Annotated in this window: 24 protein-coding genes, 1 tRNA gene and 2 pseudogenes; 21 read left to right on the top strand and 6 right to left on the bottom strand. The window is 68.7% G+C overall.

Annotated elements, in window-relative coordinates; all coding sequences use genetic code 11:
- Nucleotides 1-3: 3 nt before the first annotated feature.
- From hisI to tatC, 8 genes and pseudogenes are all read left to right on the top strand, one after another.
- On the top strand, nt 4-396 hold the full coding sequence (hisI, locus tag QRD43_RS08290) for a phosphoribosyl-AMP cyclohydrolase (RefSeq protein ID WP_285982016.1): 393 nt from the start codon (nt 4-6) through the stop codon (nt 394-396).
- Between the two features lie 19 nt (nt 397-415).
- On the top strand, nt 416-751 hold the full coding sequence (locus QRD43_RS08295) for a phosphoribosyl-ATP diphosphatase (protein WP_285982017.1): 336 nt from the start codon (nt 416-418) through the stop codon (nt 749-751).
- Between the two features lie 106 nt (nt 752-857).
- Nucleotides 858-1,322: a DUF4870 family protein gene (locus QRD43_RS08300; protein ID WP_285982018.1), complete on the top strand. Its 465-nt coding sequence runs from the start codon at nt 858-860 to the stop codon at nt 1,320-1,322.
- A gap of 51 nt (nt 1,323-1,373) precedes the next feature.
- Entirely contained in the window at nt 1,374-1,721 is a 348-nt protein-coding gene (locus QRD43_RS08305) for a histidine triad nucleotide-binding protein (protein ID WP_285982019.1), read from the top strand.
- A gap of 101 nt (nt 1,722-1,822) precedes the next feature.
- On the top strand, nt 1,823-2,047 hold the full coding sequence (gene tatA / locus QRD43_RS08310; protein WP_285982020.1) for a Sec-independent protein translocase subunit TatA: 225 nt from the start codon (nt 1,823-1,825) through the stop codon (nt 2,045-2,047).
- A gap of 11 nt (nt 2,048-2,058) precedes the next feature.
- A pseudogene (tatB, locus tag QRD43_RS22735) lies at nt 2,059-2,287 on the top strand (Sec-independent protein translocase protein TatB); the annotation flags it as partial.
- 89 nt (nt 2,288-2,376) lie between these two features.
- A pseudogene (gene tatB / locus QRD43_RS22740) lies at nt 2,377-2,520 on the top strand (Sec-independent protein translocase protein TatB); the annotation flags it as partial.
- Nucleotides 2,521-2,559: 39 nt separating this feature from the next.
- A complete protein-coding gene (gene tatC / locus QRD43_RS08320) occupies nt 2,560-3,342 on the top strand; it encodes a twin-arginine translocase subunit TatC (RefSeq protein WP_285982022.1) in 783 nt (260 codons plus the stop codon).
- Between the two features lie 46 nt (nt 3,343-3,388).
- Here the strand turns inward: tatC and QRD43_RS08325 are convergent, their stop codons facing one another.
- Nucleotides 3,389-4,528 (bottom strand): S1C family serine protease, encoded by a 1,140-nt coding sequence (locus QRD43_RS08325; protein WP_285982502.1) that lies wholly within the window; start codon nt 4,526-4,528, stop codon nt 3,389-3,391.
- Between the two features lie 49 nt (nt 4,529-4,577).
- On the opposite strand from QRD43_RS08325, the gene QRD43_RS08330 reads away from it, so the two are divergent.
- Together QRD43_RS08330 and pdxA are read left to right on the top strand one after the other, a co-directional pair.
- The gene (locus tag QRD43_RS08330; RefSeq protein WP_285982023.1) at nt 4,578-5,372 is read left to right on the top strand and encodes a Nif3-like dinuclear metal center hexameric protein; all 795 of its coding nucleotides are present in this window, start codon (nt 4,578-4,580) and stop codon (nt 5,370-5,372) included.
- The gene (gene pdxA, locus QRD43_RS08335; RefSeq protein WP_434063841.1) at nt 5,372-6,406 is read left to right on the top strand and encodes a 4-hydroxythreonine-4-phosphate dehydrogenase PdxA; all 1,035 of its coding nucleotides are present in this window, start codon (nt 5,372-5,374) and stop codon (nt 6,404-6,406) included. Before QRD43_RS08330 ends, pdxA begins: the two co-directional genes overlap by 1 nt.
- Nucleotides 6,407-6,466: 60 nt before the next feature.
- On the opposite strand, the gene QRD43_RS08340 is transcribed toward pdxA, so the two are convergent.
- Together QRD43_RS08340 and mscL are read right to left on the bottom strand one after the other, a co-directional pair.
- A complete protein-coding gene (locus tag QRD43_RS08340) occupies nt 6,467-8,989 on the bottom strand; it encodes a DUF1631 family protein (protein WP_285982024.1) in 2,523 nt (840 codons plus the stop codon).
- Nucleotides 8,990-9,173: 184 nt separating this feature from the next.
- Complete coding sequence (gene mscL / locus QRD43_RS08345; protein WP_285982025.1) at nt 9,174-9,611, bottom strand: large conductance mechanosensitive channel protein MscL; 438 nt, start codon at nt 9,609-9,611, stop codon at nt 9,174-9,176.
- Between the two features lie 239 nt (nt 9,612-9,850).
- On the opposite strand from mscL, the gene petA reads away from it, so the two are divergent.
- The 6 genes from petA (at nt 9,851) to QRD43_RS08375 (ending at nt 14,177) form a co-directional block, all read left to right on the top strand.
- Nucleotides 9,851-10,447 carry a ubiquinol-cytochrome c reductase iron-sulfur subunit gene (gene petA / locus QRD43_RS08350; RefSeq protein WP_285982026.1) on the top strand — a complete coding sequence of 199 codons (597 nt, stop codon included), beginning with the start codon at nt 9,851-9,853 and terminating at the stop codon, nt 10,445-10,447.
- 20 nt (nt 10,448-10,467) lie between these two features.
- Entirely contained in the window at nt 10,468-11,868 is a 1,401-nt protein-coding gene (locus tag QRD43_RS08355) for a cytochrome b (protein WP_285982027.1), read from the top strand.
- 21 nt (nt 11,869-11,889) lie between these two features.
- A complete protein-coding gene (locus tag QRD43_RS08360) occupies nt 11,890-12,660 on the top strand; it encodes a cytochrome c1 (RefSeq protein WP_285982028.1) in 771 nt (256 codons plus the stop codon).
- A 142-nt stretch (nt 12,661-12,802) separates the two neighbouring features.
- Entirely contained in the window at nt 12,803-13,420 is a 618-nt protein-coding gene (locus QRD43_RS08365) for a glutathione S-transferase N-terminal domain-containing protein (RefSeq protein ID WP_183103385.1), read from the top strand.
- Nucleotides 13,421-13,432: 12 nt separating this feature from the next.
- Nucleotides 13,433-13,990 carry a ClpXP protease specificity-enhancing factor gene (locus QRD43_RS08370; RefSeq protein WP_285982029.1) on the top strand — a complete coding sequence of 186 codons (558 nt, stop codon included), beginning with the start codon at nt 13,433-13,435 and terminating at the stop codon, nt 13,988-13,990.
- A 111-nt stretch (nt 13,991-14,101) separates the two neighbouring features.
- Nucleotides 14,102-14,177 (top strand) — tRNA-Thr (locus tag QRD43_RS08375).
- A gap of 76 nt (nt 14,178-14,253) precedes the next feature.
- On the opposite strand, the gene QRD43_RS08380 is transcribed toward QRD43_RS08375, so the two are convergent.
- Nucleotides 14,254-14,592 (bottom strand): hypothetical protein, encoded by a 339-nt coding sequence (locus QRD43_RS08380; RefSeq protein WP_285982030.1) that lies wholly within the window; start codon nt 14,590-14,592, stop codon nt 14,254-14,256.
- Nucleotides 14,593-14,964: 372 nt separating this feature from the next.
- On the opposite strand from QRD43_RS08380, the gene secA reads away from it, so the two are divergent.
- The 4 genes from secA to argJ all read left to right on the top strand — a co-directional run bounded on the left by secA (nt 14,965) and on the right by argJ (nt 20,531).
- Nucleotides 14,965-17,709 (top strand): preprotein translocase subunit SecA, encoded by a 2,745-nt coding sequence (gene secA / locus QRD43_RS08385; protein WP_285982031.1) that lies wholly within the window; start codon nt 14,965-14,967, stop codon nt 17,707-17,709.
- A 224-nt stretch (nt 17,710-17,933) separates the two neighbouring features.
- Nucleotides 17,934-18,464, top strand: a complete 531-nt coding sequence (locus tag QRD43_RS08390) for an FxDxF family PEP-CTERM protein (RefSeq protein WP_285982032.1) — start codon at nt 17,934-17,936, stop codon at nt 18,462-18,464.
- Between the two features lie 25 nt (nt 18,465-18,489).
- Nucleotides 18,490-19,143, top strand: coding sequence for a PEP-CTERM sorting domain-containing protein (locus QRD43_RS08395; protein WP_285982033.1), 654 nt, complete (start codon nt 18,490-18,492; stop codon nt 19,141-19,143).
- A gap of 158 nt (nt 19,144-19,301) precedes the next feature.
- A complete protein-coding gene (gene argJ / locus QRD43_RS08400) occupies nt 19,302-20,531 on the top strand; it encodes a bifunctional glutamate N-acetyltransferase/amino-acid acetyltransferase ArgJ (protein ID WP_285982034.1) in 1,230 nt (409 codons plus the stop codon).
- 43 nt (nt 20,532-20,574) lie between these two features.
- On the opposite strand, the gene QRD43_RS08405 is transcribed toward argJ, so the two are convergent.
- On the bottom strand, nt 20,575-22,104 hold the full coding sequence (locus QRD43_RS08405) for a hypothetical protein (RefSeq protein ID WP_285982035.1): 1,530 nt from the start codon (nt 22,102-22,104) through the stop codon (nt 20,575-20,577).
- A gap of 264 nt (nt 22,105-22,368) precedes the next feature.
- On the opposite strand from QRD43_RS08405, the gene QRD43_RS08410 reads away from it, so the two are divergent.
- On the top strand, nt 22,369-23,619 hold the full coding sequence (locus QRD43_RS08410) for a class I SAM-dependent methyltransferase (RefSeq protein ID WP_285982036.1): 1,251 nt from the start codon (nt 22,369-22,371) through the stop codon (nt 23,617-23,619).
- Between the two features lie 85 nt (nt 23,620-23,704).
- Here QRD43_RS08410 and QRD43_RS08415 read toward each other — a convergent pair whose 3' ends face one another.
- Nucleotides 23,705-25,420, bottom strand: a complete 1,716-nt coding sequence (locus QRD43_RS08415; RefSeq protein WP_285982037.1) for an MFS transporter — start codon at nt 25,418-25,420, stop codon at nt 23,705-23,707.
- Nucleotides 25,421-25,728 lie beyond the last annotated feature (308 nt).

Consider the following 25,728-nt stretch of genomic DNA (forward strand, 5'->3'; position numbering starts at 1 on the left):
GGCATGGATTGGCTGGATCAGATCAAGTGGGACGAGCAGGGCCTGGTGCCCGTCATCGCCCAGGAGCGCGACACGGGCGATGTGCTCATGTTCGCCTGGATGAACCGCGAGGCCCTGCGCCTGACGGCCGAGCGCGGCGAGGCCGTGTACTGGAGCCGCTCGCGCCAGAAGCTGTGGCACAAGGGCGAGGAGTCCGGCCACAGCCAGCAGGTGCACGAGATGCGCCTGGACTGCGACCACGACGTCGTCCTGCTGAAGATCACGCAGCGCGGCCACGAGCCCGGCATCGCCTGCCACACGGGCCGGCACAGCTGCTTCTTCCAGCGCCTGGACGGGCAGCAGTGGACGACGGTCGAGCCGGTGCTCAAGGACCCGGACCACATCTACAGCAAGTGATCGACTGCGAGACCACGGCATGAACGGCAATGACATCCTGGCCCGCCTGGGCGAGACCATCGATTCCCGCAAGCCCGAGGCGGGTGGCGACCCGTCCGCCAGCTACGTGGCCAAGCTCTTTCACAAGGGCCTGGACAGCATCCTGAAGAAGGTCGGCGAGGAAGCCACCGAGGTGGTGCTGGCCGCCAAGGACGGCGACCCCGCCAAGCTGACCTACGAGGTGGCCGACCTCTGGTTCCATTCCATGATCGCGCTCAGCGCCCTGGGACTGAAGCCGGCGGACGTGCTGAACGAGCTGGCGCGCCGGGAAGGGCTGTCGGGCCTGGAGGAGTTCGCCGCGCGGCCCAAGGGCTGACGGGGCGCAGGAGGGGCGAGCGGGCTGCAGGAACGAGTCGGACACACGAGTCGCAGGACAGCCCGCCGCCCAGAGGAAAGCCATCACCAATGTCTGGGAGGACACCATGATCGACCACACGAAGGGGCCGCAGCCGGCCCGCCGCCGGCCCCGGCCAATCGCCCGCAGCCCGCAGCAGGAGCAAAGCCTGCGCAACCTGACGCTGGTGGTCTACGTGCTCTACGGCCTGAGCCTGGTGACGGGCCTGCCGGTGCTGCTGGCCCTCGTCCTCAACTATGCCCGTCTGGCGGAGAGCCGCGGGACGTTGTATGACAGCCACCTGCGCTGGCTGCTGCGCACCTTCTGGTGGGGGCTGTTCTGGCTGCTGTTCGGCGGCGCCCTGCTGGTGGCCGGCATGGCCAGTGGGAGCATCGGCGCCTCCAACGCCTACGTCGACCACGACTACCGCGTGTTCGGGATCGTCAGCTTCTTCCTGGCCGCGGCGGTGCTGTTCCTGGATTGGCTGTGGGTCGTCACGCGGCTGGTGCGCGGCCTCCTGAACTGGAATGATCACCTCGCGATGCCGGGCTGACGCCGGCGTCCCGCCTCGACCCTGCCTGTCACTGTCGCATTTGGAGTACCCATGTCCCACGATCCGAACTGCATCTTCTGCAAGATCATCGCCGGCCAGATTCCCTCGAAGAAGGTCTACGAGGATGCGGACCTGCTGGCCTTCCATGACATCCATCCCTGGGCACCGGTGCATGTGCTGATCATTCCCAAGCTGCATCTCGCCAGCATGGCCGATCTGACGGACGAGCATGCGCCGCTCCTGGGCAAGATGAGCGTGCTGGCGCCGAAGCTGATGAAGGAGCTGGGCGTGAACAACGGCTTCCGGACGGTGGTCAACACCGGCCCGGACGGCGGGCAGGAGGTGTACCACCTCCATATGCACGCCATGGGCGGGCCGCGTCCGTGGCTGAAGGGTTGACCCCCTCTTGAAATACTGATGAATGAGGGTCATCTGTTCAGTCGCAAAGGACTGTCACGGACGGCGCCTAGAATCCGCTATTCGTTTTTGAGGAGACCACTATGGGTGGACTGAGCATTGGACACTGGCTGATCGTTCTGCTGGTGGTGGTGGTGATTTTCGGCACCAAGAAGCTGCGCAACGTGGGCTCCGATCTGGGCGCCGCGGTGAAGGGCTTCAAGGACGGCATGAAGGACGGTTCGGCTGACGCACCGGCCCAGCAGGTGAGCCACAACAAGGCGCAAGACCCGAACACGGTCGACGTGGACGCCAAGACCAAGTCCTGAGCTGAGTACGGATGCTTGATTTCGGCTTCGACAAACTGGCGCTGATCGGCGCCGTCGCCCTCATCGTGATCGGTCCTGAGCGGCTGCCCAAGGTGGCGCGCACGGCCGGGCACCTCATGGGCAAGGCCCGGCGCTACGTGGCGGACGTCAAGGCCGAGGTCAACCGGTCGATGGAGCTCGAGGAGCTTAAGAAGATGAAGGGCCAGTTCGAGGACGCCGCGCGCGACGTCGAGCAGAGCGTCCAGCAGGAAGTCAATGCCGCCACCCAGGCCTTTGACCAGACCTGGCAGAGCATCGGCGGCGAGGGCAGCAGCTACGAGCCGCTGCCCCCGAGCTACCGCCATCCCGGCAAGAAGTGGCGCGTCAAGCGCGGCGCCATGCCGCTCTGGTACAAGCAGCAGCAAGGCGTGCGCCGCCACGTCCAGTCCGGCGCGGCCCGCGTGGCGCGCTTCCGCCCCCCCACGCGCTACTGATTGCGCCTCTGACCGCGCCTTTCGAGAGCGCCTCCCCCCATGAGTGCTTCCCCCGAAGACGAACTGGCCGGCACCGAGCAGCCCTTCGTGTCGCATTTGATCGAGCTGCGTGATCGCCTGATCCGCGCGATGCTGGCCGTCGGCGTGGCCTTCGGCCTGCTGTGCCTCTACCCGGGCCCGGCCGGTCTCTACGACCTGCTGGCGGCGCCGCTGGTGGCGCATCTGCCCAAGGGCTCGTCGATGATCGCCACCAACGTGCTCTCGCCCTTCCTGGTGCCGCTGAAGATCACGCTGCTGGCCGGTTTCCTCGTGGCGCTGCCCGTGGTGCTCTACCAGGTCTGGGCCTTTGTGGCGCCGGGGCTGTATTCGCACGAGAAGCGCCTGGTCCTGCCGCTGGTGATCTCCAGCACGGTGCTGTTCTTCGTGGGGGTGGCCTTCAGCTACTTCTTCGTCTTCGGCCAGGTCTTCAAGTTCATCCAGGGCTTCGCGCCCAAGAGCATCATGGCGGCGCCGGACATCGAGGCCTACCTGGGCTTCGTGATGACGATGTTCATCGCCTTCGGGGCCGCCTTCGAGGTGCCGGTGGTGGTGGTGGTGCTGGCCCGCATGGGGCTGGTGACGGTGGAGAAGCTGAAGGAATTCCGCGGCTACTTCATCGTGCTGGCCTTCATCATCGCGGCGGTGATCACGCCGCCGGACATCGTGTCGCAGCTGGCCCTGGCCATTCCCATGTGCGTGCTGTACGAGCTCGGCATCTGGGCCGCCGGCACCTTCATTCGCACGACCCGCGCGCCGGACGAGGAATCGGACGCCACGTCCTGACGCGGGACCGCCGGGCTGCGGGGGGCATCACCGGCCCGGCGCGCGATCAGTTCGGGTTGTCCTCGGCCTTGGGTCGCGGCCGCAGGCCGATCTTCAGCACGAAGGACTTGCGCTCCGGCCCCCGCTGCACCTCGAGCTTCGCCTGGCTGCCGGGCGTCAGGGCGGCCACGGCCGTCAGCAGCTCGGCGGGGCTCTGCACGGCCTTGCCGGCCACGTTGATCACCACGTCTCCCGGCTTGATGCCCGCCGCCTCGGCCGGGCCCTTGAGAATCACGCCGCTGACCATCACCCCGCGCAGCTGCGGCAGGTGGAAAGCCTCGAGCACTTCGGGCGTCAGTTCGCGGGTCTGCACCCCCACCCAACCGCGCGAGACCTGCCCCTGCTTGATCAGGGCCTCCATGACTTCACGGGCGAGGCTCACGGGAATGGCGAAGCCGATGCCCATGCTGCCGCCGCTGCGCGAGTAGATGGCGGTGTTGATGCCCAGCAGCTGCCCCTGGGTGTCCACCAGCGCGCCGCCCGAGTTGCCGGGATTGATGGCTGCGTCCGTCTGGATGAAGTTCTCGAAGGTCGAGAGACCCAGCTGCTTGCGCCCCAGGGCGCTCACGATGCCCGAGGTCACCGTCTGGCCCACGTTGAAGGGATTGCCGATGGCCAGCACGGCATCGCCGACCTGCAGGGTGTCGGCCTCGCCCAGGCGCATCACCGGCAGGTTGGGCAGGCGGATGCGCAGCACGGCGAGGTCGGTGTCGGGGTCGGTGCCGATCAGCTCGGCGGTGGTCTCGCGGCCGTCGCTCAGCTGGATGAGGATCTCCGTGGCGTTCTCCACCACGTGGTTGTTGGTCAGCACATAGCCTTCGGGTGACACGATCACGCCGGAGCCGGTGCCGCGCGGGCCGTCGCGCTCGTCGTCATCGGGGCTGCCGCCGTGGTAGCGCAGCCAGGCTTCCTCTTCCTCGCTCATGGGCTGCCCGGGCTTGCTGGCGCTGATGCTGACCACGGCGGGTGCGGCGAGGCGGGCGGCGTCGGCGTAGCCGGGACGCTTGCCCTGGCTCGCGCCCAGCTGCAGGCTCGGGGCCGGATGGAGGCTGCCCTGGAGCCACTGCGGCTTGAGCGTGGCCACCACGAAGTAGCCGGCCAGCGCAACGGTCGTGGCCTGGGAGAAAATCAGCCACGAACGGCGCAGGGGCGAGGGCGCTCCCGAAGCCGGTGACGAAGACGAGGATGGTGTGGACATGAAGGACAGTACCCAGGCGACCGGTCATGAAGGGGGGCAGGCCTTGCCCCGCGAAGCGCTGCTGCGCCTGCTGGACGGCTGGCTGGAGCCGGGTCGCTTCAAGGATTATGGGCCCAACGGCCTGCAGGTTGAGGGTCAACCCGGGGTCCGCCGGGTGCTGTGTGGCGTGACCGCCAGCCTGGCGCTGATCGACGCCGCCATCGAGCGCGGGGCGGACACCCTGCTGGTTCACCATGGCCTGTTCTGGCGCGGCCAGGAGCAGCGCCTGACGGGCTGGATGAAGACCCGCCTGCAGCGCCTGCTGGCCCACGACATCAACCTCATCGCCTACCACCTGCCGCTGGACGCGCATGCCGAGCTGGGCAACAACGCGCAGCTCGGGCGCCAGTTCGGCTGGGAGGCCGATGCCCGCTTCGGCGACCAGGACCTGGGCTTTGCCGGCCCCTTGCCTGCCGATCAGCAGACGCTCGCCGGCCTGCAGGCGGTGCTGGAGCGGCAGCTGGCCCGGCCGGTGGTGGCCGTCCCGGGGGATGGCCGCCCACTGCGGCGCGTGGCCTGGTGCACGGGCGGAGCGCAGGGCTTCTTCGAGGCGGCCATCGCCAGCGGGGCCGATGTCTTCGTCACGGGGGAGATCTCCGAGCCCCAGGCGCATTACGCCGCGGAGACCGGGGTCGCCTTCGTGGCGGCCGGTCACCACGCCACGGAGCGCTACGGCGTGCAGGCCGTGGGCCGTCGCCTGGCCGAGGAGCTGGGCGTCGCGGTCGAGTTCCTGGACCTCCACAACCCCGCGTGATGCCGATGCTGCCCCTGCTGATCACCCAGGGCGATGCCTGTGGCATCGGTCCCGAGATTGCCGTGGCCGCCTGGGCGGCCGAACACGCCGCGCCGGGCCTGCCGCCGCTGTGCCTGGTGGGCGACGTGGCCGTGTGGCGCCGTGCCGTTCAATGGGCGGGCCTGGACCTGCCGGTCGCCGTGCTGGACGCGCCGGGTGAGGCGGCCGCCGTGCCGCCCCGCTGCCTGCCCGTGTGGCAGCCGCCCGGGCTGCCGGCGGACCTCGCCGCCGAGCCGCCGGGGCGGATCAGCGCCAAGGCCGGCGCGGCAGCGGCCCGCTGCATCGAGGCGGCCGTCGCGCGCGTGCTGGCGGGCGAGGGCGCGGGCCTCGTCACCGCGCCGATCCACAAGGAGGCCCTGCATGCCGCCGGCGTGCCGTTCCCGGGCCACACCGAGATGCTGCAGGCCCTGGCGACGCCGCCGGGCGCTGCGCCGCCGCCGGTGCGCATGATGCTGGCCAACGAGGAGCTGAGGACGGTGCTGGTGACGATCCACGTCTCGCTGCGCCGGGCGCTGGACCTGGTGACGGCCCAGGCCGTGCTCGAGACGGTGCGCATCACGCAGGCCTCGCTGCGGCGCTTCGGCATTGCGTCGCCGCGCATCGCCGTGGCCGGGCTCAATCCGCATGCGGGCGAGGGCGGCCTGTTCGGGGACGAGGAGCTTCGCGAGATCGCGCCGGCCATCGCGGCGGCCCGGGCCGAGGGCATCGACGCCCAGGGCCCGTTTGCCCCGGACACGGTCTTCATGCGCGCCCGTCACGCGCCGCCCGCCCACCCGGGCGAGTTCGATGCCGTGGTGGCGATGACGCACGACCACGGCCTCATCCCCGTGAAGTACCTCGGCGTCGAGCAGGGCGTGAACGTCACGCTGGGCCTGCCTTTCGTGCGCACGAGCCCCGACCATGGCACCGCCTTCGACATCGTGGGCCAGCGCCGGGCGGACGCCTCCAGCATGCGGGCGGCGCTGCGCATGGCCTGGCAGCTGAGCCGGGGCTGAGCGCCACCTGCGGGCGCGGCGGGGGAGGCGTGGGGCCGGCCCGGGTGGCCGGCCGCCGGGTCACTGCTGCGTGTTGAGCGCGGCGAGCTGCTTGCGGGCGCGCGCGGTGGCCCGCTCGAGCAGGTAGGCGTTCTCGAAGGCGCGCAGGCGGCCGGTCTCGCAGAGCTTGCGCAGCATGCGCGCGGTCATGGTGACCGTCTGCTGGTGCTTGTGGCCCTGGGTGAAGATGAAGAAGCTGCGGCCGGCGCTGATGTGGGCCAGGCGGACCTTGCGCCACTGCTCGCCCGTGTTCATCTGGTAGGCGAAACCCAGCTGCAGATGCTCGATCAGCAGGACGCCGGAGCTGGGCTCGGGTTCGTCGGTGGCGGCGGGGAGGCCGTCGATGCTGATGTCCACGGCCTGCAGCGGGGCTTCCTGGGCGGTGATGTCGATGTCGACATGACCCGCCCAGTCGACGGCCGCGTCCTGGATCAGACCCAGGCTGGAGGCCTCCTTGGCATTGAGCCCCTGGGCGAGGTCGATGTCGACGTCGCCGGACTCCGTGTCCCGGAACTCCTCGGGCTGCACCGGCGGGAGGTCCTGCTCCTTGGGGGCCTCGATGCCAAAGACGGCCTCGAGCTGCTTGACCAGCAGGTTGTAGTCCAGTGCGGAGAGCCCCTGGCCCTTCAGCGACTCGGCATGCACCGGCAGCAGCTGGCCGATGAAGGGCTTGCGCATCGACTCCGGCCAGGCAATCAGATCCAGGCCTTCGTTGAGCGTCTGCATCATGCGGGGCAGGGCGCTCAGGAAGGCCTGGCGCTGCGGCCCGGCGGCCTTGGGCTGCACGCTCAGGACGAGGTCACGGCCGAACTGGCGGAAGCGCTTCTCGCGGTCCTCGCTGCCCCCCTCGTGGCGCGTCGCCTGCACGATGGCGCCGCTCCAGGTCTGGGCCAGGAACTCGCGCAGGAAGTCCGGCATCGGCACCTTGGCGAGGTTCTGGGCGAGCTGCTTGGCATAGCGCTGCTGCAGGCGGAGATCGGTCTCCTTGCGCTCAACCAGCGCCGCGGCATTCCCGTGGGCCTGCAGGGTCTGGGCCGTCTGGGCGCTGATGAAGGCCTCGAGATCGTCGAGCTTCTGCTCGTAGATCTCGATGCGCTCGAAGTCGCCGCCGCTGACGTCATGGACCAGCGAGCGCACGTGCTCGAGGAATTCCTTGCCGGGGGAGTCGCCGAAGTCATCGTAGGCACAGGCCAGCGACGCCAGGCGGTTGATGAAGCGGCGCACCGGGTGGCGGCGCGACGAGAAGAAGGTGTTGTCCCCCAGCGCGGCGCGCAGCACGGGCAGCTGCAGCTGGGCCAGCAGGCGCGCCATCTGGGGCGGCACCTTGGCGTCCGACAGGATGTGGTCGAACAGGCTGCCCACCACGTCGATGACCATGTGGTCGAGGGAGCCGGTGGCGGCCTGGCGCAGGGCGTCGCGGTGCAGGTGGATGAGGTTGGGCGGCAGCGGGTAGACGCCGCCGGGGGCGGTGTCCTCTCCCCATTCGCCGGCCTGCTGCATGCCTGCCAGGGCGCCGCTGATGGAGATGCCGCCGGGCAGGGCGCCGGAGACGGTGCTGCCGAAGCCGGACCCGCCATGGCCCGTCATCCCACCGGCGATGCCACCGGCCGGGAGCGGGAGCGTCGAGAGCCGCCGCAGCAGCTCCATCAGCTGGGGATCGACATTGCCCATGACGCCGGCCCCGGCGTAGCCGCCATAGGCCTGGCCGTAGCCGCCGGTGAAGGTGCTCTGCACGCCGCCGCCGGACGGCATGCCATAGCCCGGCTGCCCATAGCCGCCGACGCCGCCGAAGCCGCTGGCCTGCGGGCCGAGCCCGCCAAAGCGGGAGTTGCCGATGGGGCCGCCGAGGTCGCCCGCGACGCTGCTCGGGCCGCTGTTCATGCCTCCCATGCCGGCCATGCCGCCGGCGGGATTCAGCGAGCGCACGCGCAGGTCCTGCTGGCGCAGGCCGCGGCTGCGGAAGAGGGCGGCGATGTCGGTGTAGCAGCTCCGCATCTCCGTCGTGAAGGCGCGGGTGAGCTCGTCGATGAGGGACTGACGGATCTCCTGGTCGTCCGTCATGGCGTACACGCCGTCCAGCAACGCCTGCGCGATCAGCTCGGGGCGCAGGGGGTTGCGGTCGAGGCCCCCCTCGGAGGAGCTCAGGCCGGCCAGGAAGGATTCGACGTCCCGCAGCTCCCATTCGCTCTGATGGCCGATGGCCATGCCGATGCGGTCCGCCGCCACCATGGCGTCGACCTGCTCGTCGTCCATCAGGGAGAGCTCGTCCCAGGCCTTCTTCGCGGGAGCGGCCGCCTTGTCGCGCTGCTCGCCCGCCATCTGGCGGCGCAGGCTGGCGTTGAACTCCTGGAGGAACGTCGCCAGGTGCTCGCGGAAGACGAACTGCGCCGCCAGCAGGGCGTCGCGGCGCTTGGCGAAGGCGGCCGACAGCGCTGCCAGGCCCAGGCCTTCAGCACCGCGCTCGGCCGCCTGTTCGGCGGCGGCCCGGATGCGCTGGAAGGCGGCTTCGAGGTGCGGGTTGAGTCGTGACTCGGGCTGGTTCATGGACAGGGAAACGGGGCGCACGCCTCGTGGGGACGTGCTGCGTGGGCCAAGTATCCGTGGATTTGAGGTCTCATGTTGTGACCAAGCGCAGAGCGCGCGTCGGATTGCATGGAATTGCGGGCTTCGCACCCGCCGCGCTCCATGCCTCCGACGCCGCCGGCCCGGCCGACGCGATGGATCCGGATCAGCGCTTGAGCGAGTCGCGGATCTCGCGCAGCAGGACGATGTCCTCCGGCGTCACGGGATCGGCGGCCGGCGCGGGGGCCGGCTCGCTGCGCTTCAGGCGATTGATCTGCTTGACCATCATGAAGATGATGAAGGCCAGGATGATGAAGTTCAGCAGCACGGTCAGGAAGCTGCCGTAGGCAAAGAGCGGGATGCCGGCCTTGGTCAGGGCCTCGTAGGTCTGCGGGCCCTTGAAGTCCGCCGGGACGGTGCCGAGCACGACGAAGTAGTTGGAGAAATCCAGGCCGCCGACCACCTTGCCGACCAGCGGCATGATCAGGTCCTTGACCATCGAGTCGACGATCTTGCCGAAGGCACCGCCGATGATCACGCCCACGGCGAGATCCACCACATTGCCCTTGACGGCAAACTCCCTGAACTCGCTCAGCATTCCCATCTTCGTCTACTCCTGCGGGGGCGGGCCCCGAATGTGCTGGGCGCTATTGTCTACGTTTGCAGGAGTCGCAAATCGGGCCAAACACGGGGATTTTTGTCCCGGGTGTCCTTCGGGGTCGGGATTTGATGCCTCGACGAGACGATTTGCGTAATCCCCGAGTTGCATCAAGTCGGGGTGGGGGTGGGCGTCCGCTAGAATCTGCGGTTGCTCCCGATCAGAAGTCTCCTTTGAGGACCCTCATGAGTGACCAGCAAGTGGACCAAGGCAAGCGCACCTGGCTCATCGCCACGAGTTGCGCCGGTGCCGGCGTAGGCGTTGCGACCGCCGTGCCCTTTGTCAGTACCTTCGCGCCGTCCGAGCGCGCCAAGGCTGCCGGTGCAGCCGTGGAAGTCGATATCAGCAGCCTGAAGCCGGGCGAGAAGCTGACGGTGGAATGGCGCGGCAAGCCCGTCTGGATCGTGCGTCGCACGCCCGAGCAGCTGGCCGCCCTGCCCAAGAACGACACGCAGCTGGCTGATCCGGACTCCAAGCGCACCGCCTACCCGACCCCGGCGTACGCCAAGAACGAGCACCGCTCGATCAAGCCGGAGTACTTCGTGGGCGTGGGCATCTGCTCGCATCTGGGCTGCTCTCCCTCCGACAAGTTCCAGGCCGGCCCGCAGCCTTCGCTGCCGGACGACTGGAACGGCGGCTTCCTCTGCCCTTGCCACGGCTCGACCTTCGACCTGGCTGGCCGCGTGTTCAAGAACAAGCCCGCACCCGACAACCTCGAGGTGCCTCCCCATATGTATCTGTCCGACACCAAGCTCCTGATTGGTGAGGACAAGGCTGCCTAAGCGAGAGGACAGAGGTCGATATGGCTGAATTCAAAGAAGCTCCCGCTGGCGCCTCCGTGGGCGAGCAAGTGCTGACCTGGGTGGACAACCGCTTCCCGCTCAGCAAGATGTACCGGGAGCACATGTCGGAGTACTACGCTCCGAAGAACTTCAACTGGTGGTACATCTTCGGCTCGCTGGCCATGCTGGTGCTGGTGATCCAGATCGTCACCGGCATCTTCCTGGTGATGCACTACAAGCCGGATGCCGCCGTGGCCTTCGCCTCGGTCGAGTACATCATGCGCGATGTGCCCTGGGGCTGGCTGATCCGCTACATGCACTCGACGGGTGCCTCCGCCTTCTTCGTGGTCGTGTACCTGCACATGTTCCGTGGCCTGCTGTACGGCTCGTACCGCAAGCCCCGCGAGCTGGTCTGGATCTTCGGCTGCGCGATCTTCCTGTGCCTGATGGCTGAAGCCTTCATGGGCTACCTGCTGCCCTGGGGCCAGATGTCCTACTGGGGCGCCCAGGTGATCGTGAACCTGTTCGCTGCCGTGCCCTTCGTCGGCAACGACCTGGCCCTGATGATCCGCGGCGACTACGTCGTCGGTGACGCCACCCTGAACCGCTTCTTCAGCTTCCACGTGATCGCCGTGCCCCTGGTCCTGCTGGGCCTGGTGGTGGCGCACATCATCGCGCTGCACGAAGTGGGTTCGAACAACCCGGACGGCGTCGAGATCAAGGCCAAGAAGGATGCGCAGGGCCGCCCGCTGGACGGCATCCCCTTCCATCCCTACTACAGCGTGCACGACATCTTCGGCGTGGGCCTGTTCCTGATGGTGTTCTCGGCCATCATCTTCTTCGCGCCTGAGCTGGGCGGCTACTTCCTGGAGTACAACAACTTCATCCCGGCCGACCCGCTGAAGACGCCGCCGCACATCGCGCCGGTCTGGTACTTCACGCCCTTCTACTCGATGCTGCGCGCCACGACCGATGTGATGGTCAACGTGCTGTCGGTCATCCTCGGTCTGGGTGCCGTGCTGGCCGTGCTCAAGGGCACGTTCTCCGGCAAGGGCAAGGTGGCGACGCTGGCCATCGCCGTCGTGGCCATCTTCCTGCTCAAGACCTTCGACGCGAAGTTCTGGGGTGTGGTGGTGATGGGCGGTGCCGTGATCATCCTGTTCTTCCTGCCCTGGCTGGACCACAGCCCGGTCAAGTCGATCCGCTACCGTCCGAGCTGGCACAAGTACGTCTACGGCGTGTTCGTCATCTTCTTCCTGGTGCTGGCCTACCTCGGTATCCAGCCCCCGACGGAAATCGGCACGCTCGTCGCCCAGGTCGGTACCCTGTACTACTTCGGTTTCTTCCTGCTGATGCCGTGGTGGAGCAAGCAAGGCACGTTCAAGCCTGTGCCTGACCGCGTCACTTTCCACCCCCACTGATCAGTCCAGGAGTCGAATCTCATGAAGAAATTCATCGCTACGCTGCTGATCGGTCTGGGCCTGGCCTCGGGTGCCATGGCCAACTCCGGCGGCATGGAGTGGGACAAGTTCCCGAAGGAAAAGATGACGGACGTGGCGTCCCTGCAGAACGGCGCCAAGCTCTTCGTCAACTACTGCCTGAACTGCCACTCGGCAGCCTACATGCGCTACAACCGCCTGCGGGACATCGGCCTGACGGAAGCCCAGATCAAGGGCAACCTGATGTTCGCCACCGAGAAGGTGGGCGACACCATGAAGGTCTCGCTGGACCCGAAGCAGGCCAAGGACTGGTTCGGCGCCACCCCGCCGGACCTGACCGTGATCGCCCGCTCGCGCGCCGACGGCGCCAAGGGCTCCGGTGCCGACTACCTCTACACCTACATGCGGACCTTCTACCGCGACGAGACCAAGGCCACCGGTTGGAACAACCTGGCCTTCCCGAGCGTCGCCATGCCGCACGTGCTGTGGGAACTGCAGGGCCAGCGTGCCGCCAAGTTCGTCGAGGAAGCCGATCCGCATGACCATGCCAAGAAGATCCACGTCTTCAAGGGCTTCGAGCAGCTGACCCCGGGCACCCTGGACGCCCGCGCCTACGACAATGCCGTGGGTGACCTGGTCGCCTATCTGCAGTGGATGGGTGAGCCGGCACAGGCGCAGCGCTTCCGTCTGGGCGTGCTCGTGCTGCTGGGTCTGGGTATCTTCACCCTGTTTGCCTGGCGCCTGAATGCGTCCTACTGGAAGGACGTGAAGTAAGCCTTCGGGCCCAGCCTGCGAGCCGGGCCCTGTTGCGCAGTGGGAGGCCTTCGCGGGCACCCACTGCGTTTGCCTTTTGTGTGCCGCTACCATGTCGGGCACACGGAATCGATTGTTGACCTGAACTCAGGAGTCCGCCGCCATGATGGTGCTTTATTCTGGAACCACTTGCCCCTACTCGCACCGTTGCCGCTTCGTGCTGTTCGAAAAGGGCATGGACTTCGAAATCCGTGATGTGGACCTGTTCGCCAAGCCGGAAGACATCGCGCTGATGAATCCGTACAACGAGGTGCCCATCCTCGTCGAGCGCGACCTGATCCTGTATGAGTCGCACATCATCAACGAGTACATCGACGAGCGCTTCCCGCATCCGCAGCTGATGCCCGGGGACCCGGTCGCCCGTGCCCGCGTGCGCCTGTTCCTGCTGAACTTCGAGAAGGAGCTGTTCGCCCACGTCAACGTGCTGGAGAACCGCGGCCAGGCCGTCAAGCCGACGGACAAGCAGCTGGAGAAGGCCCGTTCGCAGATCCGCGACCGCCTGACGCAGCTGGCACCGATCTTCCTGAAGAACAAGTACATGCTGGGGGACGACTTCTCCATGCTGGACGTGGCCATCGCTCCGCTGCTGTGGCGCCTGGACTACTACGGCATCGACATGTCCAAGAATGCGCTGCCGCTGCTGAAGTATGCGGAACGCATCTTCTCGCGCCCCGCCTATATCGAGGCGCTGACGCCCTCGGAAAAGGTGATGCGCAAGTAAGCGACGCGAGCCATGGACCAGACCCCAGACGGCGGCGCGCCCGCCGGCACCTCCACGCGACCCTATCTGATCCGCGCCCTGCATGACTGGTGCACCGACAACGGCTTCACGCCGTACATCGCGGTGCAGGTCGATGGCACGGTTCAGGTGCCGATGGAGTACGTCAGCAACAACGAGATCGTGCTGAACGTCGGCTTCGATGCCACGAACGGCCTGGACCTCGGCAACGAGTTCATCCAGTTCAAGGCGCGCTTCGGCGGCGTCGCCCGCGAGATCGTCGTGCCGGTGGATCACGTGGTGGCCATCTATGCCCGCGAGAACGGGCAGGGCATGGCCTTCCCCGCGCCGGTGGCTGAAACGGCACCGGCGGCGGTCGAGCCCGCGGCGCCCGAGGCGCGCCCGGCGGCCAAGCCGGCTGCCAAGGGGCTGCGCCTGGCGCCAGCGCCGGCCGTGGCGGAAGCGCCGGCCTCGCCGGTGGTGGAAACCTCCGGCGAAGAGACTGGCGGCGCGCCGGGCGAAGGCCCGGGGGACGGCCCCGGACCGCGTCCGACGCTCAAGCGGATCAAGTAGGGACGGGCGGCGCCCGGATCCCCTCGGCCGTCGAGGCTGCGGGCGGGTTCGAGGGTGCCGATTTGCCCCTACAATCCGCGCCTGCCTTGGGCTCATGGCCCGGGGCGCACAGCCGGCTTAGCTCAGTTGGTAGAGCAACCGCCTTGTAAGCGGTAGGTCATCAGTTCGAATCCGATAGCCGGCACCACACCCATGAAGACACAGGCCTTGCGCCTGTGTTTTTCTTTGTGGGTGCGACATTCAGGCGCCCCCTGCGGCACCGCTCAGCCCTGCACCTTGATCCGCACGCGGCTGGGCTGGAGGCCCTGCTCCTGCAGGCGAGCCTCCAGGCGCGGCTGCAACTGGCGCAGCTTGGCGGCCACGGCGGCATTGGCGGCCAGGAGGGTCCAGCCGTCCTCGTCGATCGGGCCGGGCTTCACGAAGCGCGTCATCGCGCCCGGCAGGGCCGGGGCGACGAGGGCCATGCGGCGCTGCGACTCCTGCATCAGCACCCCCAGCCGCGCCAGGCCCTGGTGCTGGGCCAGCGCCTGGCCGATGGGGGTCGGGTCGGGCACGGCGGGGCCGCCGGCAGGGGCGGTCGTGGAGGCATCGGGTCTGCGCATGCGCCTCAGTGTAGACCCGGAGCGCCCGCCCGGCGTCCCGAGGCAAAGGGAGGGATGCCGGGTGCTAAACTCCGCCGGTTGTCCTCCGCCCTGGTCTTGCCGGCTGGCGGGCCCTGCGGGCGGCCTCCCGGTGCCTTTCCTGGCGCCTGACGCGACGATGTCTGAATGGCTTCAGGCACCGCCGGATACAGGAGGTGCGTCGAGCGGGCTTGCAAGCGGCCGTCATGCCCCGAGATGGAGGACCAGAACAAGGTTTCACGGGTCCGTCGCGCCCAGGCGCAGCGGGCCTGCCGTGCCAGCAGCCTGCCCAGCACAGAAGAATCACGAGCCTGGCGGGCCTGGTGCCAGCTCTTACCGTCCAAGAATCACTGCATGTTGCCCTCGCTTCTCACCAAGATCTTCGGTAGCCGCAACGAGCGCCTGCTGAAGCAATACCGCCGCACCGTCCAGCAGATCAACGCGCTGGAGCCCCAGATGGAGGCGCTGGACGACGAGGCGCTGCGGGCCAAGACCCAGGAATTCAAGGACCGCATCGCCAAGGGCGAGACGGTGGACCAGATCCTGCCGGAAGCCTTTGCCGTGGTGCGCGAGGGCGGCAAGCGCGCCCTGAAGATGCGCCACTTCGACGTGCAGCTGATCGGCGGCATGGTGCTCAATGCCGGCAAGGTCGCCGAAATGCGCACCGGCGAAGGCAAGACGCTGATGGCCACGCTGCCGGTCTACCTCAATGCCCTGACCGGCAAGGGCGTGCACGTGGTGACGGTCAACGACTACCTGGCCCGTCGCGACGCCGAGTGGATGGCCCGCCTGTACAACTTCCTGGGCCTGAGCGTCGGCATCAACCTGCCGCAGACCAGCCGCGAGGAGAAGCAGGCCGCCTACGCCGCCGACATCACCTACGGCACGAACAACGAGTACGGCTTCGACTACCTGCGCGACAACATGGTCCACGACGTGCGTGACCGTGTGCAGCGCCCGCTTGCCTACGCCATCGTTGACGAGGTGGACTCCATCCTGATCGACGAGGCCCGCACGCCGCTGATCATCTCCGGCCAGGCCGAGGACCAGACCGACGTCTACCTGGCCATCAACAAGGTCGCGCCGCGGCTCAAGAAGCAGATCGGCGAGCTGGACCCGCGCACGGGCGAGGGCGTCATCGAGCCGGGCGACTTCACCGTGGACGAGAAGTCCCACCAGATCTACCTGACCGAAGACGGCCACGAGAACGCCGAGCGCCTGCTGTCCGAGGCCGGCCTGCTGGCCGAGGGCGCCAGCCTCTACGACGCCGCCAACATCACGCTGATGCACCACCTGTACGCCGCCCTGCGCGCGCACCACGTGTATCACCGCGACCAGCACTACGTCGTGCAGAACGGCGAAGTCACCATCGTCGACGAGTTCACCGGCCGCCTGATGACGGGGCGCCGCTGGAGCGACGGCCTGCACCAGGCCGTGGAAGCCAAGGAAGGTGTGGCCATCCAGGCCGAGAACCAGACGATGGCCTCCATCACCTTCCAGAACTACTTCCGCATGTACGGCAAGCTGTCCGGCATGACCGGCACGGCCGACACGGAAGCCTACGAGTTCCAGGAGATCTACGGCCTCGAGACCGTGGTGATCCCGCCGAACCGCCCGACCATCCGCAAGGACGAGCTGGACCTGGTCTACAAGACCGCCCAGGAGAAGTACAACGCCGTCATCGCCGACATCCGCGACTGCCACGAGCGCGGCCAGCCGGTGCTGGTGGGCACGACGTCCATCGAGAACTCCGAGCTGATCTCCCAGCTGCTGACGAAGGCGAAGCTGCCGCACCAGGTGCTCAACGCCAAGCAGCACGCCAAGGAGGCCGAGATCGTCGCCCAGGCCGGTCGCCCGGGCGTGATCACCATCGCCACCAATATGGCCGGCCGGGGCACGGACATCGTGCTGGGCGGCAACGTCGAGAAGCAGGTCGAGTTCCTGGAGGCCGATGAGTCGGTGCCCGCCGAGGAGAAGGCGGCCCGCATCCAGAAGCTCAAGGATGAGTGGGCGGCGCTGCATGCCAAGGTGAAGGCCGAGGGCGGCCTGCGCATCATCGCCACGGAGCGCCACGAGAGCCGCCGGATCGACAACCAGCTGCGGGGCCGTTCGGGCCGCCAGGGCGATCCGGGCTCCTCGCGCTTCTACCTGTCGCTGGACGATCCGCTGATGCGCATCTTCGCGGGGGACCGCGTGCGCGCCATCATGGACCGCCTGAAGATGCCCGAGGGCGAGGCCATCGAGGCGGGCATCGTGACCCGCTCCATCGAGGGCGCGCAGCGCAAGGTCGAGGCCCGCAACTTCGACATCCGCAAGCAGCTGCTCGAGTACGACGACGTGTCGAACGACCAGCGCAAGGTCATCTACCAGCAGCGCAACGACATCCTCGAGGCCGAGAAGCTCACCGCCCAGATCGGCAACCTGCGCGGCAGCTCGCTGGAAGACGTGGTCCGCACCTTCGTGCCGGCCGAGAGCCTGGAAGAGCAGTGGGACCTGCCGGCCCTCGAGCGCGTGCTCAAGGATGAATGGCAGCTGGACGTGCCGCTGGTCGCCGAGGTCGCCAAGCGCGATGCCGTGACCGACGAGGACATCGTCGAGATGGTCACCAAGGCCGGCGACGCCGTGTTCGAGTCCAAGCTGGCCCTCGTCGGCGAGGACCAGTTCACGCCCTTCATGCGCATGGTGCTGCTGCAGTCCATCGACCAGCACTGGCGCGAGCACCTGGCCTCGCTGGACTACCTGCGCCAGGGCATCCACCTGCGCGGCTACGCCCAGAAGAACCCCAAGCAGGAATACAAGCGCGAGGCCTTCGAGCTGTTCTCGCAGCTGCTGGACGTGGTGAAGATGGAAGTCACCCGCGTGCTGATGAACGTGCGCATCCAGAGCCAGGAAGAGGCCAATGCCGCGGCCGAAGCCATCGAGCAGCGTGCCGAGAGCGTCAGCAACGTGACCTACACCCATCCCAACGAGGATGGTTCGGTGTCGCAGGACATCGACCCCGCCACCATCGTCGAGCAGTTCGGCCATGTGGGTCGCAACGACCCCTGCCCCTGCGGCAGCGGCAAGAAGTTCAAGTCCTGCCACGGCAAGCTGAGCTGAACCGGGCCGCCGGGCGGCGCTTGCGGGGGGGCAAGACCTGCCCCCGCGGCGGTCGCGCCACTCGGCGTCAGTGCCAAACTTCACGAATTCCGGGCCCTGCCCCCGTGGACGCGGGGGACGCCGCGGGGGGTGGGGCACACTATGATGGCAACGCAAAATCTTACAAATAGCCATCGGGTGACGCAGGTCGGCACTTGGTGGACGTCGAACGGGAACCCCACTTCATGACTCTGGGTACTACATCCCGGCTGCTGGCCGGTCTGGCTCTTGCGTTGTCCGCCGTGGCTGCATCGGCGACGCCGATCGTCCAGGACTTCGCCTCCTCCAACCTCGCACCGGTCCGTCGTCCGACCGCGTTCTCCCAGTCCTTCGTGGTGGATGCCGCGCTGGCGGGCGGCCAGGTCAGCGGTCACCTCCATGCCTTCAAGGCCACGGAGCCGACCGAAGGCATCTACGTCGACATCACGAGCGCCTACCTGTCGAACGGCACGCTGCGCTACGACTTCACCGAAACCACGCCCTGGGGCATGCCCACGTTCCAGGAAGTGTGGGACCTGGCCCCCGTGATGCTGGGTGCCGGCAGCACCTGGACGCTCTATGTGTCCGGCGTGATGAAGGACACCAAGTCCGCAGGCCTGTTCAGCGGCGCGCTCACCCAGCTCAAGGCCGTGCCCGAGCCCGGCTCGCTGGCGCTGCTGCTCGGCGCTGCCGGCCTGATGGGCGCTGTCCAGCGCCGTCGCGCTGCCAAGCGCTGATTCCGGCCTACCGGCAGGTGCCGTCATGAAGAAGCTCTGTGTTGCCGCGGCAGCCTGGGCACTCGCGTTCAGCGCCCAGGCGCTGAACATCGAGTTCCTCGGCGATCGTCTGACGGCGCTCCAGATCACGACCAGCAAGACCAGCGGCTTCGCGGGGGCGCTGGAGTATCGTGACCTCGGCACGGGGCAGTCGTTCTTCGCCTACTGCATCGAGCCGAGCCAGACGAACAACTTCGACCCGGCCGGGTTCTCGCTGGGCACGCTGACGTCGACGCAGCAGTCGCTGCTCTCCAACCTGTATTCCACGAGCTACAGCCAGTCCTTCGGCGATGTCGTCAAGGAAGCCGGCTTCCAGCTGGCCGTGTGGGAGATCATGCTGGATGCCGGCGGCGCCTCCGGGCTGAAGGTGCAGTTCGGCGCTGCCGGTGGCGGCAACTTCTATGTCCTGGGAGGCGACGACCTCGCGGCCGTCACGCAGGCGGTCAACATCGGCGAGACCTATCTGCAGGCGGCGATCAACTACGCCGGGCCCAGCCTCTATCAGCTCCAGGCGCTGCACAACGACAGCTTCCAGGACATCATCGCCCAGCCCGTGCCCGAACCCAGCCGCCTGGCCCTGATGGCCGCCGGCCTGGGCGTGGTCGGCTTCGTGGCCGCACGTCGCCGTCGCGCCGGCTGAGCGCCTGCCGCGCACACACACACACGCACACGAACCAGGGCGAAGTCCACGCGGGCTTCGCCCTTTTTCATTGCTGCGGCGCCGTGCCCGGACGGAGGTGCGGTCCTACAATCGCGGGCGATCGGCGCCATGGGGCGCCACCTGAAGCCTGCTGCACCATGCCTGTCAATCTCACCGCTCCCGATCCCGCTTCGCTCCACCCCGTTCCCGGCGTGCGCCTGGGCATCACGATGGCGGGCGTGCGCAAGGCCAACCGCCGCGACCTCAGCGTGATCGCGCTGGATGAAGGCAGCTCGGTGGCCGGCGTGTTCACCAAGAACCGCTTCTGCGCCGCCCCGGTGCAGATCTGCCGCGAGCACCTGGCAGCCGGGCAGGGCGTGCGCGCCATCCTCGTCAACACCGGCAACGCGAACGCCGGCACCGGCGAGGACGGCCTGGCCCGTGCGCGCCAGAGCTGCGACGCCCTGGCCGGCCTGATGGGCATCCACCCCGCGCAGGTGCTGCCCTTCTCGACGGGCGTGATCATGGAAACGCTGCCGGTGGACCGCATCATCGCGGGCCTGCCCCAGGCCGTGGCGGCCCTGCGCGCCGACGCCTGGGCCGAGGCGGCCGAAGGCATCATGACGACGGACACGCTGCCCAAGGCGGCCTCCCGCCAGGTGCAGATCGGCGGCAAGACCGTCACCATCACCGGCATCTCCAAGGGCGCGGGCATGATCCGCCCCAACATGGCGACGATGCTGGGCTATGTGGCCACCGACGCCTGCATCGCCCCCGAGCTGCTGCAGGGCCTGGTGCGCGATGCCGCCGACGCCTCCTTCAACCGCATCACCATCGACGGCGACACCTCCACGAACGACTCCTTCGTGCTCATCGCCACGCAGCAGGCCGGCCATGCGCGGATCGAGTCGCTGGCGTCGCCCGAGGGTCAGGTCTTGCGTGATGCCGTGATCGCGGTGTCGCAGCAGCTGGCGCAGGCCATCGTGCGCGACGGCGAGGGCGCGACGAAGTTCATCACCGTGAAGATCGAAGGCGGTCGGGACGAGGCCGAGTGCCAGCTCGCGGCATACGCCATCGCCCACTCGCCCCTGGTCAAGACGGCCTTCTTTGCCAGCGACCCCAACCTGGGCCGCATCCTCGCTGCCGTGGGCTACGCCGGCATCGCCGACCTCGACCAGACGCTGATCGACCTCTTCCTGGACGACGTCCATGTCGTGCGCCAGGGCGGCCGCCATCCCGAGTACCGCGAGGAAGACGGCCAGCGCGTGATGAAGCAGTCGGAGATCACCGTGCGCGTCAAGCTGCACCGCGGGCTGGCCCAGACCACGGTCTGGACCTGCGACCTGAGTCACGACTACGTGACCATCAACGCCGACTACCGCAGCTGAGCCCGGCGCCGCCCCCCGCCGCCGTGGCGGCGGTGCGGCCGGCTCAGAAGTCCACGGCCCGCGTACGCAGGCCGCGGGCGACCAGCATTGCGTTGATCAGCTGTGCCTCCTCGCGGCTCGGGAAGGGCCAGGCGGCGGCGCGCCAGCCTTCGGGCGTCTGGATGACCTGCAGCTCCAGCGGGCGCTTGCCCACCAGCGGCTGGATGAGCGGCTGCATCTTCTGGAGATAGGCCTCGGCCTCGGCCTTGCTGGGCAGGGCCGGCCCCACGAGCGCGACCAGCGGCGTGCCGGCCACGTCCTGGCCGCCCCGGCCCTCCGCGCCCTTGCCCGGGCGCTGCCGGAGCGCATCGGCCGTGCTGGCGGGCGCCGGCTTCGCTTCGGAGGCGGGCGTTCGCGGTGCCTTGTCGTCCGAGGCGGCCTTGGCTGAGCTGCTGGCCTCACCGTCGCGAAGTGGCGGTCGGTCTGTCTTTTGCGCCGGCCGGACGAGGGCGCCATTGCCGACGCCGCTGCTGTGCGCCCGTTCGATCACTTCGTCGGTGGGCCGGGCCGGGGGCTTGGTGCCGTCCTTGCCGGATTCCTTGCTCGATGGCGCCGGCGTGTCCTTGGCGGACGTGCCGCCTTCCGGGCGGGGCACGAGGCGCGGGCGGATGTCCGGTGCTGAGGCCATGTTGTCGGGCAGCTGGCTGGCCGTCATCAGCGTGGGCGCGGAGCCGGGCGCAGCGCTGGGCACGGGAGGGGCGCTCGCGGCGGCAGGGGGCGCGGTCACGTGGGCCGCGCTGGCCGGCAGCTCGGGAGGCAAGGGGGCCGACGCAGCGTGCTCATGGCCGCTCGCCTCGGTGGCCATGGGGCCCGACGCCGCCGGCGTGGCGGCGCTGGCCGGCTGGGCCGCCGAGGCCGCTGCGGCAGGCGCGGCGGCGCCGGGGGAGGCCTTCTTCGGGCTCAGGCTGGCCAGCAGCACCAGGCCCAGCAGCAGGGCCATCAGCAGCCCGAACAGGCCCACCTTCAGCGGATGCAGGCAGCGCGGGCCGGTGATGTACAGCCGCAGACCGGCGCCCTGCGCCACGAGCACGCGGGTGCGGGCCGGGCCGGCATCGAGCGCCGCGCTGAGCAGGTAGATCTCCTCGGGCCAGGCGCCCGCGCCATCCGCGGGATCCTGCGCCGCCAGCGTTTCGTCGACGGGAATGCTGCGCAGCGGCCAGCTGCCGCCGTCCGGCCGCTGGCTGTAGCCGTAGCGGCGCGCGAACTCGCCCGCCTGCCGCGGGGAGACGCCGACGACGAACTGCTCGCTGAACACCGGCCAGCGGTCACGCGGACGCTGGCGCCCGGGCCGCCAGGCCAGCAGGCGCTGCAGCAGGCCGGGCCGGGGCGGCTGCGTGAAGGAGGGCTCGGCGGAGAAGCTCCCGGCCTCTCCCAGCACGGGCTCCTGCGGCTCGCGGGGCGGCCCGCTGCGCATGAAGGGCAGGGCGATCACCCCCATCGTGTGCACGTCCACGGCGCGCACGCGCCGGGCCAGCGGGTGCCGGTTGTGCCAGGCGGCCAGCTGGGAGGACAGCAAGGTTTCCAGGGCTTGCATGGGACGGGGCGTGCGTAGGAGTCCTGTGGAATGAGGCCGGCGCTTCAGGTCTGTGCGTCAGGCCGGGCGCGCGCAGCGGCGCGGATGCCCGATCTGGAGGCATTGTCTTCGCAGTGTCGGCGGCCGGGCCAGGGATTGATGCGCGGAATAGGCGGCCAGGTCACGGCCAGATCGAGGCGCGCAGGGCGCATGGGGGACAATCCAGGCTTTGCCGTCGCGCGGCTTCCTCGCCGCGGCCGCCTGCCGCCTCTGCCTGCCTCCCCCATGTTCAGCCACCTGATTGCCCCGACCGCCGCCCCGGATGCCGACGATGCCGTCGCCCGCTTCCTGCACAGCCTGCGAGGCGTGCTCGCGGCACGCCAGGGCTTCAAGCTGAGCCTGGGCAAGCCCGAAGGGGGCGAGGCCGGCCTGGAGCGCCTGATGGTGCGCGAGATCGAGCTGCGCGGCGAGCGGGCGCTCAGCTTCCTGTGGCGCTACCAGACCCGCGACGTCACCAAGAACCACGGGCTCGAGGAGGGGCTGCAGGCGCTCGCCGGCCTGCTGGGCACGCCGTTCCAGAACGCACATCTGCTGACCGACACCCGCGAGTTGCAGCTGGCCTACAGCCGCAAGGGCCGGCCCACCCTGCGCGTGGGCAAGCTCAAGGCCGCCGCGCCGGGCGAGGCCGCCCCGCAGCCGGCCGATGCCGGCGCCAGCCACGACCGCAGCAAGCAGCGCCACCTGGCCCTCGAGCGCCCCGTGTGGCGCGACCTCGGCCTGACCCACGACGGGCGCCAGGGGCTGGAGCTGGTGCCGGCCATGTCCCGCAAGTGGAAGCAGATCAACAAGTTCATCGAGATCTTCGGCAAGGCGCTGTCGCAATCGGCCCTGGCCACCTCGCCGGACGTCCATGTGGCGGACTTCGGCTCCGGCAAGGGCTACCTCACCTTCGCGATGCACGACTACCTGCGCGAGCTGGGCAAGGCGCCGGAGGTGCTGGGCGTCGAGCTGCGCGAGGACATGGTCCGCCTGTGCAACGACGTCGCGACGCGCAATGCCTGCACGGGCCTGCGCTTCGACCAGGGCGACGTGCGGGAGTACCGCCCCGAGCGCCTGGACGTGATGATCGCGCTGCATGCCTGCGACATCGCCACCGACTTCGCCATCCACCTGGGCCTGCGGGCGAAGGCGCAGATCATCATGTGCTCGCCCTGCTGCCACAAGCAGCTGCGGCCGCAGATGCAGAGCCCGGCGCTGCTCAAGCCGCTGCTGCAGCACGGCATCCACCTGGGCCAGGAGGCCGAGATGATCACCGACGGCCTGCGCGCGCTGCTGCTGGAGTCGGAGGGCTACGACACGCAGGTCTTCGAGTTCATCGCGCTGGAGCACACCAGCAAGAACAAGATGATCCTGGCCGTGCGGCGCCCCCAGGGCATCAGCGCCGAGCGCCGTGCGCAGGTGCTGGCGCAGATCGACGAGATCAAGCGCTTCTACGGCATCCGCGAGCAGGCGCTGCAGGCCCTGCTGGCGGCCTGAGCCGGCGAACGCGCACCCGCAAGAAAAAGGGCCCGTCACGGGCCCTGGTCGCGAGTGGGGCGCCGTCCGGCGCCGTCGGCTGCCCTCAGGCGTCCTCGTGCAGGGCCGCCCACGAACGGCTCGCCAGGGCCAGCAGCGTCACGCCGCCCAGCACAGGTACGGCCAGGATCACGGCTTCCGCGACCTGCTTCAGCGCCGTGCCGTCTCCCAGCAGGCCCAGATCCTTGCGGAAGTAGATGCCCAGCAGCAGCAGGGCGCACCACAGCATGGGGCCGCGCCAGCGGCCGGTGTCGAGACCCATCACCGCGCGCGCGGCGAGCAGGAACAGCGCGGACGACACGAAGACCAGCGTGAAGAAGGTCTGCATCAGCGGCGCGCCTTCGCCCAGCTGCTCGCGGTAGTGCCAGGCCGGCACGAAGGCGAGGCAGCACAGGCCCAGCACGATGGCCGACTTGCGGGCGCGGCCCTCGGTTTTGTCGTCGCTGATGCGATCGCCGGAGGGCTTGGTCATCATGGGCAGCACCAGCAGGCAGATGAGGCCCGTGGCGACGTCGATCAGCAGCGTCAGCCGGTAGCCGAAGGCCTCCGACACCACGCCCTGCCAGGTGGCGGCGATGGCGATGGCGAGGTTCATCAGCGCCATGTAGGCCGTGAACTGCGTGGCCGCGACCTTGGGGTTGGTCACGTCCATGAAGATGGCGGCGCGCGTGCCGTACATCATCCCGTTGAAGACGTTGTAGCTGATGGAGGCGATCCACAGCGCCGTGATCAGCGCCGGAACGGCCGTGCTGCCGGAGGGGCGCGGCATGTCGTAGCCGTGCAGGCGCATCTGCCACCACAGGTAGAGCACCGGGAAGCTCATCAGCACGATGTACAGGCCCAGCATGCGGCGGCGGCCGAACTTGTCGGACAGCATGCCGCCGATGACCATGGCGAAGGCGCCGGCGATGGTGCACCAGAGGTTGAGCAGGGCCACGCCGGCGTCGTCCATGCCGAACTCGACGGCGAGGTTGGACTGCAGTGCGAGGCCCAGGCACATCGCGCCCACGGGCAGCAGGCCGAAGAACACGGCGGAGAAGGCGCCGCGTGAGCCGAGGAAGGAGCGGAAGGACTGGACCGCGAAGGCCTTCATCTCGCCCGCCGCCTGGCTCAGCGTGGCGCGGGCCGGGGCCGAAGCCGCCGGCAGCTGCTCGAGCTGCGCGGCCAGCGCCTCCTTCATGGGCAGCACGATGAAGCCCGTCACGAGCAGGATGGACAGCGCCACCATCACGAAGCTCGGCTGGAAGCCGACCGTGCCCATCAGGTAGAGCACGCCGCTGCCGCCGATCGCCTGGCCGACGTTGGCACCGGCGAACATCAGGCCGTTGGCGAGCCCGCGCTCGTCCTCATGCAGCGTGTTGCAGGCCAGGGAGTCGATGGCCACGTCCTGCATCGCGCCGAAGGTGTTGTGCACCAGCAGGACGCTCGTGAAGAGCCCCAGGCTGGCAGGCAGCGGGATGGCCATCAGCGCGAGGATGGTGAGGGCCATCATCAGCTGCGTGAACAGGATCCAGGCGCGACGGTGACCGAAGCGCTGGGAGCGGAACACGTCGATGACCGGTCCGAAGGCCCACTTGAAGGCCCAGGGCAGGTAGAAGGACGCGACGAAGGCGCCGATGGCCGCCGGGCCCACGCCCATGCGGCGCAGCTGGGTCGCGACGGCGATGGCGGCAAAGCCCAACGGGATGCCCTCGGTCACGTACAGCGCAAAGAAGGCGCCCAGGCGGCCGTTCCGGCTGGCCAGCAGGTTGGGTAATCTCATTCTCGTCCTCGACGCCGCCATGCGGCGTTCCTCATTCCAAACGCCCGCGATTATCGGGTGCCCCGGCCCCCGCCCCATCCGCGTGATCCCGCCCATGACCTTCGACGGACCGCGCCGGATCAGGACATAAAAAAGGCGGCCCCGGCAAAGGGGCCGCCAGGAGGCGCCAGCAGAGACGCTGCCCGAGGGACGTGGCAGGACGAAGCCTGCCCGTGGGGCCGCAGCGTGGAGGTGGAAGCCAGGGGCGCCGAGCCGCGCAGATCAGGCGAACCCCTGCGGGCACGCGGTCCGGGCGCGGTCGTGTGAGG

This window comes from Roseateles subflavus, from assembly GCF_030285365.1.
Lineage (GTDB): Bacteria > Pseudomonadota > Gammaproteobacteria > Burkholderiales > Burkholderiaceae_C > Roseateles_B > Roseateles_B subflavus.

What these genes read in the sequence shown, in the direction of transcription:
- QRD43_RS08390 (WP_285982032.1), top strand. Translation starts at nt 17,934, where the DNA reads ATGACTCTGGGTACTACATCCCGGCTGCTGGCCGGTCTGGCTCTTGCG.
- hisI (WP_285982016.1), top strand. Translation starts at nt 4, where the DNA reads ATGGATTGGCTGGATCAGATCAAGTGGGACGAGCAGGGCCTGGTGCCC.
- mscL (WP_285982025.1), bottom strand. Translation starts at nt 9,611, where the DNA reads ATGGGAATGCTGAGCGAGTTCAGGGAGTTTGCCGTCAAGGGCAATGTG.
- QRD43_RS08365 (WP_183103385.1), top strand. Translation starts at nt 12,803, where the DNA reads ATGATGGTGCTTTATTCTGGAACCACTTGCCCCTACTCGCACCGTTGC.
- QRD43_RS08330 (WP_285982023.1), top strand. Translation starts at nt 4,578, where the DNA reads ATGAAGGACAGTACCCAGGCGACCGGTCATGAAGGGGGGCAGGCCTTG.
- QRD43_RS08300 (WP_285982018.1), top strand. Translation starts at nt 858, where the DNA reads ATGATCGACCACACGAAGGGGCCGCAGCCGGCCCGCCGCCGGCCCCGG.
- QRD43_RS08355 (WP_285982027.1), top strand. Translation starts at nt 10,468, where the DNA reads ATGGCTGAATTCAAAGAAGCTCCCGCTGGCGCCTCCGTGGGCGAGCAA.
- QRD43_RS08410 (WP_285982036.1), top strand. Translation starts at nt 22,369, where the DNA reads ATGTTCAGCCACCTGATTGCCCCGACCGCCGCCCCGGATGCCGACGAT.
- tatA (WP_285982020.1), top strand. Translation starts at nt 1,823, where the DNA reads ATGGGTGGACTGAGCATTGGACACTGGCTGATCGTTCTGCTGGTGGTG.
- QRD43_RS08405 (WP_285982035.1), bottom strand. Translation starts at nt 22,104, where the DNA reads ATGCAAGCCCTGGAAACCTTGCTGTCCTCCCAGCTGGCCGCCTGGCAC.
- tatC (WP_285982022.1), top strand. Translation starts at nt 2,560, where the DNA reads ATGAGTGCTTCCCCCGAAGACGAACTGGCCGGCACCGAGCAGCCCTTC.
- QRD43_RS08340 (WP_285982024.1), bottom strand. Translation starts at nt 8,989, where the DNA reads ATGAACCAGCCCGAGTCACGACTCAACCCGCACCTCGAAGCCGCCTTC.
- QRD43_RS08395 (WP_285982033.1), top strand. Translation starts at nt 18,490, where the DNA reads ATGAAGAAGCTCTGTGTTGCCGCGGCAGCCTGGGCACTCGCGTTCAGC.
- QRD43_RS08360 (WP_285982028.1), top strand. Translation starts at nt 11,890, where the DNA reads ATGAAGAAATTCATCGCTACGCTGCTGATCGGTCTGGGCCTGGCCTCG.
- argJ (WP_285982034.1), top strand. Translation starts at nt 19,302, where the DNA reads ATGCCTGTCAATCTCACCGCTCCCGATCCCGCTTCGCTCCACCCCGTT.
- petA (WP_285982026.1), top strand. Translation starts at nt 9,851, where the DNA reads ATGAGTGACCAGCAAGTGGACCAAGGCAAGCGCACCTGGCTCATCGCC.
- QRD43_RS08415 (WP_285982037.1), bottom strand. Translation starts at nt 25,420, where the DNA reads ATGAGATTACCCAACCTGCTGGCCAGCCGGAACGGCCGCCTGGGCGCC.
- pdxA (WP_434063841.1), top strand. Translation starts at nt 5,372, where the DNA reads ATGCCGATGCTGCCCCTGCTGATCACCCAGGGCGATGCCTGTGGCATC.
- secA (WP_285982031.1), top strand. Translation starts at nt 14,965, where the DNA reads ATGTTGCCCTCGCTTCTCACCAAGATCTTCGGTAGCCGCAACGAGCGC.
- QRD43_RS08295 (WP_285982017.1), top strand. Translation starts at nt 416, where the DNA reads ATGAACGGCAATGACATCCTGGCCCGCCTGGGCGAGACCATCGATTCC.
- QRD43_RS08370 (WP_285982029.1), top strand. Translation starts at nt 13,433, where the DNA reads ATGGACCAGACCCCAGACGGCGGCGCGCCCGCCGGCACCTCCACGCGA.
- QRD43_RS08305 (WP_285982019.1), top strand. Translation starts at nt 1,374, where the DNA reads ATGTCCCACGATCCGAACTGCATCTTCTGCAAGATCATCGCCGGCCAG.
- QRD43_RS08380 (WP_285982030.1), bottom strand. Translation starts at nt 14,592, where the DNA reads ATGCGCAGACCCGATGCCTCCACGACCGCCCCTGCCGGCGGCCCCGCC.